General features: G+C 49.6%; 11 protein-coding genes and 1 riboswitch. Of the genes, 7 read left to right on the top strand and 4 right to left on the bottom strand.

What is annotated here, in order from left to right; genetic code table 11:
- The first annotated feature begins 31 nt into the window (after nt 1-31).
- The 4 genes from P401_RS0114180 to P401_RS0114165 all read left to right on the top strand — a co-directional run bounded on the left by P401_RS0114180 (nt 32) and on the right by P401_RS0114165 (nt 5,804).
- Complete coding sequence (locus tag P401_RS0114180; RefSeq protein ID WP_029343011.1) at nt 32-1,219, top strand: DUF4317 domain-containing protein; 1,188 nt, start codon at nt 32-34, stop codon at nt 1,217-1,219.
- 176 nt (nt 1,220-1,395) lie between these two features.
- On the top strand, nt 1,396-2,475 hold the full coding sequence (locus P401_RS0114175) for an alpha/beta hydrolase (RefSeq protein WP_236627122.1): 1,080 nt from the start codon (nt 1,396-1,398) through the stop codon (nt 2,473-2,475).
- A 16-nt stretch (nt 2,476-2,491) separates the two neighbouring features.
- Complete coding sequence (locus P401_RS0114170; protein ID WP_029343009.1) at nt 2,492-5,251, top strand: glycoside hydrolase family 3 protein; 2,760 nt, start codon at nt 2,492-2,494, stop codon at nt 5,249-5,251.
- Between the two features lie 31 nt (nt 5,252-5,282).
- The gene (locus P401_RS0114165) at nt 5,283-5,804 is read left to right on the top strand and encodes an SF0329 family protein (protein WP_029343008.1); all 522 of its coding nucleotides are present in this window, start codon (nt 5,283-5,285) and stop codon (nt 5,802-5,804) included.
- Between the two features lie 45 nt (nt 5,805-5,849).
- Here the strand turns inward: P401_RS0114165 and P401_RS0114160 are convergent, their stop codons facing one another.
- The gene (locus tag P401_RS0114160) at nt 5,850-6,845 is read right to left on the bottom strand and encodes a tRNA dihydrouridine synthase (RefSeq protein ID WP_029343007.1); all 996 of its coding nucleotides are present in this window, start codon (nt 6,843-6,845) and stop codon (nt 5,850-5,852) included.
- 230 nt (nt 6,846-7,075) lie between these two features.
- Here P401_RS0114160 and P401_RS0114155 point away from each other — a divergent pair, with 230 nt between their 5' ends.
- Both P401_RS0114155 and P401_RS0114150 read left to right on the top strand, forming a co-directional pair.
- On the top strand, nt 7,076-7,570 hold the full coding sequence (locus tag P401_RS0114155; RefSeq protein ID WP_029343006.1) for an LURP-one-related/scramblase family protein: 495 nt from the start codon (nt 7,076-7,078) through the stop codon (nt 7,568-7,570).
- 18 nt (nt 7,571-7,588) lie between these two features.
- Complete coding sequence (locus tag P401_RS0114150; RefSeq protein ID WP_029343005.1) at nt 7,589-8,110, top strand: NUDIX hydrolase; 522 nt, start codon at nt 7,589-7,591, stop codon at nt 8,108-8,110.
- 41 nt (nt 8,111-8,151) lie between these two features.
- On the opposite strand, the gene P401_RS0114145 is transcribed toward P401_RS0114150, so the two are convergent.
- Both P401_RS0114145 and P401_RS0114140 read right to left on the bottom strand, forming a co-directional pair.
- Nucleotides 8,152-9,375 carry an MFS transporter gene (locus tag P401_RS0114145; RefSeq protein ID WP_029343004.1) on the bottom strand — a complete coding sequence of 408 codons (1,224 nt, stop codon included), beginning with the start codon at nt 9,373-9,375 and terminating at the stop codon, nt 8,152-8,154.
- Between the two features lie 178 nt (nt 9,376-9,553).
- Nucleotides 9,554-10,093 (bottom strand): histidine phosphatase family protein, encoded by a 540-nt coding sequence (locus P401_RS0114140; protein ID WP_029343003.1) that lies wholly within the window; start codon nt 10,091-10,093, stop codon nt 9,554-9,556.
- 209 nt (nt 10,094-10,302) lie between these two features.
- Nucleotides 10,303-10,380, top strand: a riboswitch (glycine riboswitch).
- Nucleotides 10,381-10,541: 161 nt separating this feature from the next.
- On the opposite strand from P401_RS0114140, the gene P401_RS0114135 reads away from it, so the two are divergent.
- Nucleotides 10,542-11,909, top strand: a complete 1,368-nt coding sequence (locus P401_RS0114135; protein ID WP_029343002.1) for an amino acid permease — start codon at nt 10,542-10,544, stop codon at nt 11,907-11,909.
- 40 nt (nt 11,910-11,949) lie between these two features.
- Here P401_RS0114135 and P401_RS0114130 read toward each other — a convergent pair whose 3' ends face one another.
- The gene (locus P401_RS0114130; protein WP_034786155.1) at nt 11,950-13,479 is read right to left on the bottom strand and encodes a cryptochrome/photolyase family protein; all 1,530 of its coding nucleotides are present in this window, start codon (nt 13,477-13,479) and stop codon (nt 11,950-11,952) included.
- Nucleotides 13,480-13,689: the final 210 nt, after the last annotated feature.

Genomic DNA, 13,689 nt, shown 5'->3' with positions numbered 1-13,689 from the left:
AGGATTTTAATGATTCGAGGAGCTGGTATGCATGAATAAAAAAGACATCGCCGACATCCGTCGTCACTTCAAGATGGATGCCGATTTACTAAAAATCCATGAAATCTACAACGTCTATATCCGAAAAGAGACGAGCGAAATCTATCATGAGGAAGCCCGACCGTTTCCATTGCTTGATCCGGAACAACAGGAGCTGTTCCTCGCGAACTTCAAGAAAGTATTAGGTGGAAAACTCGACGTCAAGCTGTTCGAGGTCAAGTTCACGCATCCGGAAGAAGGAGAGAAGGGTCACACACAGCAGCTCCTTTATGAAGGACTGTATGCGGAAGAGCCGGAGGACTGGGTCGAACAGATGCAGACGATGGCGTTGAAGATGGTTCAGGACGTCCAGTACGAGAATGACCTCGTCGTCACGTTCATTCGCGGACAATACTATAAAACGACGAAACGCCAAGCGGATGAGACAGAGATCGATCCAAATGACGACGTCTATACGACGCCGTTCATCCTCGGTAGCCTTAACTTGACGGAGTTACCGAAACAATCGCTCGTCTTTGATTTTGTCGAACGCGAATTCAAGTCGAACTTATTCATCAATCCGGTCATCAAACTGGCGTCGCCGATCGGTGGATTTCTCTTCCCGACCTTTACCGACAACGCAGCAGACGTTAATCATGTCTTGTATGCGGCAGGCAAACCGAATAAACCGGATTTCGGCTTCCTTGAAAATGTCTTGAACGGTCAACCGATCGTCACGGCAGATGAAGATAAAGCGATCTTCGAGGAGATCGTCAAATCGGTCGTCGGTGAATCGATGGATACAAAGACGTTAGCCGGTGTCTATGAAAACATTAACCAGTTGATCGTCGTCGAAGAGGATCAGGATGAGGAAGAAGTACCGATGCTCGACGTCCAGGAAGTCGAGCGTGTCCTCAAGGCAAGTGGTGTCGAAGACGTCAGCACGGAACAAGTCGAACGAGCGTTCAAGACGGTCGTTGACGATCCGACATACGAGATGAAAGCGAGTAACATCGTCCCGAACTATGAAGCGAAATCGATTAAAATCAATACGAAGGTCGCAAATATCGCGATCAGTCCGCAAGACTTGAAGTACGTCAAACAAGTCAACTACCAAGGCAAACGCTGCCTGTTGATCGAGGTTGAGGAAGACACGGTCATCGATGGTTTTACGATCGTTTCACAAGAACAATTACGATGAGGATCAGCGCAGGTGACTGCGCTGATTTTTTTAGGTGAAACATTTGCTTCTCCTGTCAAAGACAGGTATATTGTGATGTAAGCGGTCTCTTTTTTGAAAAAAGAGCATTCGAAATTTTTTTAACCGTTATCGAAAGCGCTTTCGATAACAGTTTGAACAGAAAGGAAGCGATCCACTTGTCTACCGCATCGATGCAAGATTTGCTACGAACGTTACGAAATTGTTCATCGATTCATCAAGACGGACTTGAAATCGTCGATAAGGCAATTCCTGACGTCTCGACCCCGGGAACACTCGATCCGCGTGTCCGAGAGGTCATTCTCACGCAGCGTCCATCGGTCTCGATTCCAGAAGGGGCGTCGCCAGTTGAATTGGCGCGTGCTGGCATGGGTTGGAACAACGAAGACGTGACGACCCGACAGATTGCAACAGACGTCTTTGCGATCCCAAGACCCGGTACCACGATCGAAGCACGGCTGTATCGTCCGGAAGCGGCACGTCCGCTCCCGCTCGTCGTCTATTTCCATGGCGGTGGTTTTTTCGGTGGTACGCTCGAGACGGTCGAGAACCCATGTAAGGCATTAGCCGATAAGGGGAACGTCGCCGTCTTGTCAGTTGGTTATCGATTAGCACCCGAGCATCCGTTTCCGACAGGACTTGAGGATTGTCATGCAGCGATCGATTGGGCAGTCGAACACGCTGATCGACTTGGGATTGATTCAGGTGCGATCGCTGTCGCCGGTGATAGTGCCGGTGGGAACTTAGCGACGGTCTGTTGTTTGCTCGACCGCGAGCGTCCGACGCCGTATATCCGCTATCAAGTCTTGTATTATCCGGTCGTCAATGTCGGTGAACATCCGAATTCGGAATATGACTGGACGATTGAAGCGTATGACCGACAAACGGAATCGGAGCTACTCGAACGGATCATTTTGTCGCTGCAAGATGAAGAAGGTGTCCTCGAGCAATGGTACGTTCAAACAAGTGGCGCAAAGGATCCGAGGATTTCTCCGTTATTCGCTACGCTCGATGATCTACCAGAGGCACTCGTCATTACAGGAGAGTTTGATTACTTACGTCTTGAAGGGGAAGCGTATGCGAAAAAGCTCGCACGCGCCGGCGTCAAGACTCGTTATCTCCAGTACCGCGGGATGGAACATGCCTTTCTTGATAAACTCGGTCTGTATCCGCAAGCCGAGGACAGCTTAGACGAAATCGCGAAAGACTTAAAACGACTTTTTTCTCAAACTAACTAACAAAGGTGGATGACGCATGACATACACGCTCGATTGGCAAGCCTATACAAAACTCGCTCGACAAACCGTCGCGGAAGGGGCGGTCCTCTTACAAAATGATGGTGTGCTCCCGTTACAACCCGCATCGACGGTCGCTGTCTTCGGACGTAATCAGTTCAACTACTATAAAAGCGGTACGGGATCAGGCGGAATGGTCAACGTCACGAACGTCGTCAGTCCGCTCGATATGCTACGCGAAGACGTAACGCTGAATGCAGACGTCCTCAAGGCGTACGAGACGTGGCTTGAAGACCATCCGTTTGACCAAGGTGAAGGCTGGGCAGCCGAGCCGTGGTCGCAAGAAGAGATGCCGCTTGACGCGACACTCGTTCAGCAAGCAGCGCTTGACTCCGATGTTGCCTTGATCATGATTGGTCGTACGGCTGGGGAAGACCGCGACAATACAGCGGATCCAGGGAGTTATTTTTTAACGGAGACGGAACGGGAGATGCTCCGACTCGTGACGACACACTTCAAACAAACTGTCGTCGTCTTGAACGTCGGGAACATCATCGATATGCGCTGGGTCGAAGAGACGGCGCCAAGTGCTATTCTCTACGCGTGGCAAGGAGGAATGGAAGGCGGAACTGGACTGAGTGATCTCTTGCTCGGCCGCGTCTCGCCGTCTGGGAAACTACCGGATACGATCGTTCATTCACTCGATGATTATCCGTCGACACCATACTTCGGTCATGCCGATCGCGCGTTGTATCAAGAAGACATCTATGTCGGGTACCGTTACTTCGAGACGTTCGCACCGGAAGCGGTCTTGTATCCGTTCGGGTATGGATTATCGTATACGTCGTTCAACCTTACGACAGACGTGACGACGTCAGCAGACGCCTGGGTGGTTACAGCGACAGTGACGAATACCGGGCAGATGAGCGGGAAGGAAGTCGTACAAGGATACCTTGAGAAACCACAAGGACAACTCGGGAACCCGACGCGTCAACTCGTTACGTTCGGCAAGACAAAAGAACTCGCACCAGGCGAACAAGAGTCTCTCACACTCATCGTACCGTTCGCCTCGTTTGCGAGTTATGACGATAGTGGCGTCACCGGGCATAAATCTTCTTATGTTGTCGAACCTGGCGCGTATCAGCTGTATCTCGGAACGGACGTCCGGTCGGCGGTTCCAGTTGTGAGCCATTCCGTCGAGACGCTTGACGTCACGGATGTCTTAACCGAGAACATGGCACCGGTGACGGCGTTTGAACGCATCAAACCGCAAGCGACCGAAACGGGATATACAGTGACATATGAAGCAACACCAATGCGGACGATCGATCCGGAACAACGTCGTCAACAGGAGCGTCCCGTTGAACAGACGCAGACAGAAGATGCCGGTTGGAAGTTACGCGACGTCAAAGAAGAGCGCGTCACGCTCGAGACGTTCCTCGATCAATTGACGGATACGGATCTTGCAGCAATCGTTCGGGGGGAAGGGATGAACTCACCGCGCGTCACACCAGGAACAGCGGGCGCTTTTGGTGGCGTGACGACAGAACTCGAAGCACTTGGCATTCCAGCAGGCTGTTGCGCAGATGGTCCGTCTGGGATCCGGATGGACATCGGAACGAAAGCCTTCTCGTTACCGAACGGAACGTTGCTTGCCTCGACGTTCAACACGACGTTGATCGCCGATCTATTTGAGATGACAGGTCTTGAGTTACGAAAGAACGAGATTGATACGTTGCTTGGACCTGGGATGAACCTCCATCGTCATCCACTCAACGGACGGAACTTCGAGTATTTCTCGGAAGATTCGTATCTGACTGGAAAAATGGCAGTGGCACAACTCGACGGGATGCATCGGGTTGGTGTGACAGGAACGTTGAAACACTTCAGTGCCAACAACCAAGAATTCCACCGGCATGATCTGGATTCGATTGTGTCAGAACGGGCGTTGCGTGAGTTGTACCTGAAAGGGTTCGAGATGGCCGTCAAAGACGGGAAAGCCTACTCGATCATGACGACGTATGGTGCCGTCAATGGGATCTGGACTGCCGGCTTGTACGATCAGAACACACGCATCTTGCGCGATGAGTGGGGCTTTGAAGGGATCGTCATGACTGATTGGTGGGCGAAAATCAACGCCGAAGGTTTGGAAGCAAACCGTCAACAAACGGCGACGATGGTCCGTTCGCAAAACGATCTCTACATGGTCGTCGGTGAACCGGGAACGAATCCATTCGAGGATGATACGTTGACGGCTCTCGCCGACGGAACACTTCGACGTTCCGAGTTACTGCGCAGTGCCGCGAACATCTGTCAGTTCCTGTTGCGTTCACCAGTCATGGACCGTGTGATGGGAACAGCAACATCGATTGATGTCCTCGGGGCACCGGTCGAAGAAGAGACACTCGAAGATCAAGCTGTCTCGCACCAACGTCTCGTCAGCGGAGATGCCTTCCCGTTAACGGACGTCGTGACGACGACAGGAAGCAGTCACGTCTTCGCTGTCACGGCGGAAGAGACAGGAATGTACCAGGTCACGTTGACGGCACGTTCGAATGCCGGCGAACTGGCACAGATGCCGGTGACACTATTTGCGAACAACATGCCGGTCGCGACCTTCACCTTCAACGGAACGAACGGTGAATGGGTCAGCCAGACGAAGGACGTCTTCGTCTTCAATCCGCACAACTATTTAAAACTCTACTTTGCACTCGGTGGTCTGGAGTTAAAAGAGTTGACGTTCACGCTTGCGGAATCGTTTCATATGAAGAACGGCTAATCACATTAGTCGGACGGAAAGGACGGATCGCTTGCAGTTTTCCATCATCAAAAAACGGGTCGAGCAACTGCTCGCCCCGTCGTTACAGGGACGGATTGCTTTTCATGCAGCTGCCTACCGGATTCAAGATAGTCCTAGTCGCGTCTGGGTGACGTTTGACGGAGAAGAGATTCTCGGAGCAGACGACTTTCACTTCGAGCGAGAAGTCGAGCGGCGTTATGCATTACAAGCTGCACAGTTACCGGATAAACCAGAAACATCCTTCCGAGAATTATGGCAGTCCGACTGGTTGAAGCAGTCGCATGCGTTATCCGCTGAGATCGAACGACAGGTCGAACAGGACGGATACGTAGCGAACTACGAGATGCAACAGGACTTGTTGCAGTACCCAAACCTTGCGTTTGAACAAGCGCTCGTTCATCCACACCCTTTCATCCGTGGCATCGCACGTCTCGATCGGCGACTCGGCAAACGACGTTTCCTGTCGCTGACGCATCAGTCTGACTTTGAACAGTGGTGCGCAGATACGCGGCAAACCGTCGAACACTGGTGACACGAAAAAGCACGCTTCCTCAATACGAGGAGGCGTGCTTTGTTGTTAGATTGAAAACGAGTTGACCTCGTGAATGCCTTCTTCTTCAACGAAGGCGTCGAGTAAAGCACGCACTTCGTCCGTTGAGTTCGTCTCCATCAATTTGACCCGCAGTTCACTCGCACCGCGGAACCCGCGGACGTAAATCTTGAAGAACCGGCGTAATGGTTTGAAGAGACGGGGTTCGAATTGAGCCGAGTAATGATCGTGCAGATCGAGCTGTAGACGTAACAAATCGAGGAGTTCTTGGCTCGAATGTTCTTTTTTCTCGACTTCGAATGCAAACGGGTTGTGGAAGATCCCGCGACCGATCATGACACCATCGACACCGTATTTCTCGACGAGTTCAAGACCGTGTTGGCGATCGTTGATGTCCCCATTGATCGTCAGTAACGTCTGTGGTGCGATTTCATCGCGTAACTTCTTGATTTCCGGAATCAATTCGAAGTGCGCTGGAACGGCGCTCATCTCTTTACGTGTCCGGAGGTGAATCGAGAGGTTCGCAATATCTTGCTCGAGGATGTGGCGCAACCAATCGTGCCACTCTTCGACCTTCGTGTAGCCGAGACGCGTTTTGACGCTGACTGGAAGACCGCCCGCTTTTGCAGCTTGAATCAGTTCAGCTGCGACTTCCGGACGATTGATCAAGCCGGAGCCTTTTCCGTTAACAGCGACGTTATGGACGGGACAGCCCATGTTGATGTCGATTCCGCTAAAGCCCATCTCTGCCATGCCGATGCTCATTTCGCGGAAATATTCCGGTTTGTCGCCCCAAATGTGAGCAACCATTGGTTGTTCATCTTCCGTGAACTCGAGACGTCCGCGAACGCTCTGTTTGCCTTTCGGATGACAATAGCTTTCTGTATTCGTAAATTCCGTGAAGAACACGTCCGGACGCGCTGCTTTTGCGACGACGTGACGGAAGACGACATCGGTGACGTCTTCCATCGGTGCTAAGACGAAAAATGGTCGTGGGAGGTCCTGCCAAAAGTTCTTTTTCATAGTATATTAAACCCTTTCCTTAAGGTAATGCACATGTGTGGTTAAAGAATTTCATCAACTATACACTTTAAGCGCTCTGGCTAAAAAGTGCAAGTAAGGGATGTGATTCACTAGATGCAGGAGGGAATGACGGAAATAACAGAAAGCTCGACGGAGGTAGTTTCCAGATATTGAATCTTTTCAGTCGATGATCGCGTAAATGAAACTATACATTAAAGGAGGAGACCGGGATGCATACACTCTATATGAAACAAAAAGCCTTCAGTTTACGTGGACGATTTGCGATTCAGGACGAAGCGGGACACGATGCGTATCACATCGAGGGGAGTTTCTTGAAACTACCGAAGACGTTCAGCGTGACGAACCGAGATGGAGAAGAAGTCGCGGAAATTACGAAAAAGACGTTTAGTTTCCGCCCTGTCTTTTATGTCGAAGCAGCAGGACAATCATTTGAAATCATTAAAGAACTTACCTTCTTCAAGGACCGTTATACGATCAACTCGGATCAGTTCGAAGTGACGGGCGACTGGTGGGATGTTGATTTTGAAGTCCTACAACAAGGGCAACGAATTGGACGTGTTCAGAAAAAATGGATTTCTTGGACCGATCAGTACATGATTGAAGTCGAAGATGAAGCGATGGAAGAATTGCTGATTGCCCTTGTCGTCGCGATTGATTGCGTCAAGGCGGAGGAAAGTTCAAACAACTCGTCTTTCATCAATTAAAAAGGGGAATGATGCAAGATGGAGCAATGGGATGTATACACAGCCGATCGCAAGAAAACAGGACGGCTCTGGACACGGGGGACGCCACATACAGCCGGCGATTATCACATGACGATTCACGTCTGTGTCTTTAACGCCAAAGGAGAGATGCTCGTCCAACAACGGCAACCGTTCAAATCTGGTTGGCCGAACATGTGGGATGTGACGGTCGGAGGCAGTGCAGTCAGCGGGGATACGAGTCAGATGGCAGCACAACGGGAACTGTCGGAAGAGCTTGGACTCGATATCGATTTCACAGGCATCCGTCCCCATCTGACGATTCCGTTTGAAATCGGTTTTGATGATTATTATCTCGTCGAGCAGGAAGTGGATTTGACGACGCTGAGACTACAGGAAGAAGAAGTTCAGCGCGTCGCCTGGATGACAGAAGAAGCGATCGTCAACGGGATCGAAGAAGGATGGTTCATCGGGTATCATGAATCATTGATTCGACTGTTATTTGCCCTTCGCCACAGTTACGGCGCGCATAACGAGGCATAAAAACAAGCCCTTCCGGTGATTCGGAAGGGCTTGTTGCTTGATTAAGCGGATTTTCGAAGTGCATCCGTCCGTTTTGGTTTTGTTTCTGGTAAGAAGAACGTGAAGAATAGATACACGGAACAGCAGAGGAAGAAGACGATCATCGAGACCGTATATCCCGCATGTCCGAGTGCGTAACTCCAAATGATCGTAAAGATCGTCTGCGTCGCATAAGCAATCGCCCAGAAGAGACCGAATAAGACGGTAATCTTTTGCGGTGTCATCCCTTTTCGTTCGTGTGCCAAGTTCATGAAGATCGGATACTGGATGTACATCGCAAATCCGGAAATGAACGCAAAGACATACGAAACGAGTGGCGAGATGTTTCCGAACAAGACGGTGACGAGGAAACTCGCGATCATGACCGTCCCGCTGATCAACAGAATCGGTTTACGAGGTGTTCCTTTGTTACCGATCCGTAGACCGACGAACGTTCCGACGATTCCGGCACCTGAGACCAACAGGTTGACGAGCGAACCGTTCAACTGCGTATACGTATCGAACACAGGTTTCAAGCCGACGAGCGATAAGATATAGAGCGTCAAGAAACCGCCGAAGGCAACCGCATATTTCCAGAGGAACGGATCGCGGACAGCATCTCCATAACCGTAAGGCGTTTCGTCCGCGTCCGCAGCATCGTTCAACTCGAACGACTCACTACCGATCCACCATGCGAAGAAGAGAATCGCTGTCAGACTCGCGAAGATCGTCAACGTCAGTTTCCAGTCACTGACGAATTGATCAGCGAATAGTGTGAACAAGAGTGACACGACGAATGCACCGACGTTATAGGAGACAGTGTTGAAGGCGTTGATCCGTAACTTTTCAGCTGGATCCTGAATGTAACGTGTCACGACTGGGTTCATGTAGACGATGACCATTGAACCACCAAGTCCCATGACCATGCGAGCGACCGTATATGCCCAGTAGTTCGGCAGATAGATGGCGACAATCGACATCATTAAGAACAACAGTGCGAGTAACGGTGCTTTTTTCGGACCGAGCTTCATTAAGATGAGCGCGGCGAGAATGTTGGCGAAGACACGTGCCGTCGTAATCGAATAGTTGACGAGTTGTGAGATGAGGGGGTCAACGGTCTGATTGCCGAAGAAATGCGCCGTGATTTGCGGCGTCAACGACGAACCGGCGACCCAGTTCATGGCGAAGGTCGCATAGGCGAACCAGAGGACGATCATCATGAAATAGCCTTTTTTTGTGGTAGACATAAAAATCCCTTCTTTTCTGAAGTTCCGCTTCATACATGAATCGAAAACTACTTAACTTTATTATCAATTCATTCAATATAAAGCCGTTCCGAAGGGAAGTAAAATAGATAGTTCTTATGCTTTTCATAAGTAAAAAGAATAGATTCTATCAATTCATATGCCTAAAAAGAATAGATTTTCAAAAAGCTTCCAAGTGCTCGATGACTGTTTGTTGCTGGATGCGTGTCACCTTAAAAATATCCGGATTCTTCAGCTGTAAACTTTCTTCGAATCCAAACGTAGGGTCGATCGAATATAGATATAAAGACAACAAATTCCCGTGTGTCACGAGGATCGATACATCATTTTGCTGCAAGATTTCTTCAACGACACGTGTGATACGTTCCGTCGCTGTCCGGCTGGATTCACCACCAGGACACGTGTAGTCTGGATCGATGAATGTTTGACGAAGGTGGTCCTGCCAATCCTCAAGTGGGACGGCACTTAAACGTCGTTCCTTCAGATCCTTCTCTCGTGAAATGGGGAGTTGTAAAGCAGTCGCAAGTGGTTGAATCGAGTCGAGCGCTCGGCGATATGGACTGGAAATGATGTGACTGATCGGAAGCTCAAGTAGTTGTTCGCAAAGTTGTTGCGCCTGTTCTTCTCCGCGAGGTGTTAATGGAGCATCAGGTGCCTGACCGGTCGTTTCGCAGTGGCGAATCAAGTAAATCGTCGACATGTATCATCTTTCCTTTCATGATGAAGTAGTGCTGTATGATTTCTGGAAAAGATGGTAAAGTCCTTTTCATGAATTGAAAAATCATTTTGAAAAAGACGTTGACAAAAGCTGTCGAGATTACTAGAATTAGAAACAATTCATCGATGCAGCGACGCATCGGATAATCAAATAGAGAGAAAGCTATGATTGTCATGGGTCACACTATGGCAGGAGCAGCTTCTGGAGAGACCGTGTCGACACGGCGCCGAAGGGTTCACAATCTCAGGCAAACGGACAGAAGAGTAATCACATGCAGCGACGGGCATTCATGGAATGTCGTAGTGGCGTGTATGGGTTATTCCTTTGATTTTGTTGAGATTGGACATTCGTCCAGTCTCTTTTTTTTCTTTTTCAGGACCGACAGAACGGTCTGAAGCGTAGAGAAGCCATCATAAGGAGGAGTTCAGGTTTGGAACAGCAAGGATTAAAGCGGGATTTATCGAATCGTCATGTACAGTTGATTGCCATTGGTGGAACGATCGGAACGGGCTTGTTTTTAGGATCAGGAAAAGCGATCCAACTCGCCGGCCCATCGATCATTTTTGCTTACTTACTCGTCGGGATCGCAATCTTCTTCGTCATGCGCGCACTTGGGGAATTGTTATTGTCAAAAGCAGGCTATCAGTCACTCACGGATATCGCAGAAGATTATCTCGGACCACGTGCCGCGTTCGTGACCGGTTGGACGTACTGGTTCTGTTGGATCATGACGGCAATGGCGGACATCATCGCCGTCGGTCTGTACGTCAAGTATTGGTTTGATATCCCGCAATGGATTCCAGCCGTTCTTGCGCTCTTGATTTTACTTGGTTTTAACTTATTGACCGTTAAATTGTTCGGAGAACTCGAGTTTTGGTTCGCCTTGATCAAGGTCGTGACGATCCTCGCCTTGATTGGTGTCGGAATCGTCCTGCTCATCATCGGTTTTAAAACGGACGCTGGTCCTGTGACGGTGTCAAACCTCTGGTCACATGGTGGCTGGATGCCAAACGGAATTACTGGATTCTTGCTATCGTTCCAAATGGTCGTCTTCGCCTATGTCGGCGTCGAGCTCGTTGGGGTGTCAGCAGCAGAAACAGCGGATCCAAAAAAGAACATTCCGTCCGCGATCAATAAGATTCCGCTTCGGATCTTATTCTTCTATGTCGGTGCTTTACTCGTCCTCTTGATGATCAACCCATGGACAGGACTGAGTGCGACAGAAAGTCCGTTCGTCAAGACGTTCAGTCTGATCGGGATTCCACTCGCAGCAGGAATCATCAACTTCGTCGTACTGACGTCTGCTGCTTCTGCGTGTAATAGCGGAATGTTCTCGACGAGCCGGATTCTGTATAACCTGGGAAATCAACAGCAAGCGTCGAACAAGTTCTCGAAGTTGAACAAAAACCATGTCCCAGCAAACGCCTTGTTCGTCTCGACGATCGTCGTCTCAGTTGGTGCTTTGCTCAGTAAACTGTTACCAGGACAAGCATTTAGTATCGTCACGACGATCAGTGCAATCTGCTTCATCTGGGTTTGGGGTGTCATCCTCGTCTGTCATCTCCGGTACAAGAAACAAAATCCGGAATTGCATGCGGCGTCGACATTTAAAGCACCATTGACACCATTCGTCAATTACCTCGTGCTCGGATTGTTTGCAGTCATTCTCGTCGTCATGCTGTTTGCTGACGATACACGTCCAGCCTTATTGCTGACACCGGTTTGGTTCCTCGGACTATTCGGACTGTATCATCTCCGAAAAAAGAAACAACAAGCAGTTGACCAAAAAAGTGCGTAATTCAAAACAAGCCGGTCGGATCTAATCCGAGCGGCTTGTTTCATGGTGTATCGAAAGCGCCATCCTGTAGTTGTTTCCGAAGTGCTTTCGCTTTCTTTCGAATATCACGTTTGCTGTCCGCATCGCGTTTTCCCCATTGCCGATACATCATCGACATCCGCTGATTATCAGCGAAGCGTTTTTCGTGCCGGTCGATGAAGTCCCAGTACAAGGCGTTAAACGGACAGGCATCCTCTCCGAGCATGTCCTTTTGATGAAAAGGACATCCCTTGCAATAATCACTCATCTTATGGATGTAATTCGCCGAAGCGATGTACGGTTTAGTCGATAATGTTCCTCCGTCGGCATGAAGCGCCATCCCGAGGACGTTCGGTAAGACGACCCAGTCATAGGCATCGATGTACATCTCGTTGAACCAATCTGCCGTCTGTTGCGGCGAGATCGCAAACAGATTAGCGAAGTTTCCGAGCACCATCAAGCGCTGGATATGGTGATTATGGGCATGCTCGACGACGGGACGTAACGATTCAGCGACACAGTTCATGTTCGTCTTCCCGGTCCAGAAAAAGTCCGGTAAATTCGCTTCATGACGTAGCGCATTGACGGAAGCATAGTCTGGCATCTCGGCTAGGTAGACGGCACGCATGTACTCGCGCCAGCCGAGGATTTGTCGAATAAAACCTTCGACCGCATTGAGCGGAGCATCTTGATCTTCGAGGGCTGCCTCGACTTGACGAATGACCTCTTCCGGTGTCAATAGACCAAGATTGATTGCTGCTGACAAGAGCGAATGCGATAGCGTATCTTCACCGGTCAGCATGGCGTCTTGATACGTTCCGAACGTCTCGAGTCGTTCTTCGATGAAACGATGGAGAGCCCGCGTCGCTTCCTTGCGCGTGACCGGCCAATGGAAGGAATCAAGTGCTCCCGGATGATTGGAAAAATCACGCTCGACCTTGTCGATGACGTCCTTTGTGATGCGATCGGGACGAAACTGAACGGGATCCGGAAACGTTATACCGGACTTCGCTGGTTTTCGGTTCTCGGCGTCAAACGACCACTTTCCACCAATCGGTTTGGAGCCGTTCATGAGAACGTTTCGTTCCTTACGCAGTTTGCGATAAAACCGATCCATCTTGTATGGCTTGTCGCCGATTGCTTCGACCGCTTCTTCTTGTGTCAGTAAAAACAATGGTACGTCGGAACAGACTTCGACCGTGATCTTCTTCGGTAAAGCGTCCTGCCATTTCTGCATCGCCTTGCGCATCGGTTCGTCCGTGATTGCCGTATAGAATATATGATCCGGATCATGATCTTTCTGGTGTGCCTTGAATGCCTGATCAAACGAATCGGCTTCCCGGTAATCGACGGTGAAGCCTTTTTCGCGCAGTTCTTCCGCAAAATGTCGCATCGCTGAGAAGACGAGGACGAGCTTTTGTTTATGGTACGTCTTCCACTTGGAGCGCGAAGTCGCTTCGACCATCAGGATGACGTCGTTTTGTTTGTTTGCTTTCTGCAATAAGGGGAGATCGTGATTCAATTGATTGCCGAATATCCAGCGTGTCGCCATGAGCGTTCCTCCTTTTACTTTCGTTATATGATTACCGTTTTTCGTCAAAGTCATGCCTGATTGTGTGCCGGCTGACGAAAATCAACTTACCTGAATCATCGCTTTTACACATTTCTGAATGTAAAAGAAGTTCCTTTCTGTGCAAGCTATGATAGGGTTATAATGGAAAGGTAAGTTGTCGTCATGAGGGGGAAGTTTTTCATGACAGGT

Origin of the sequence: Exiguobacterium acetylicum DSM 20416 (assembly GCF_000702605.1) — a bacterium.
Lineage (GTDB): Bacteria > Bacillota > Bacilli > Exiguobacteriales > Exiguobacteriaceae > Exiguobacterium_A > Exiguobacterium_A acetylicum.
Note: the sequence above shows the minus strand (reverse complement) of the source record. Positions and strands in the feature narration are given on the sequence as shown.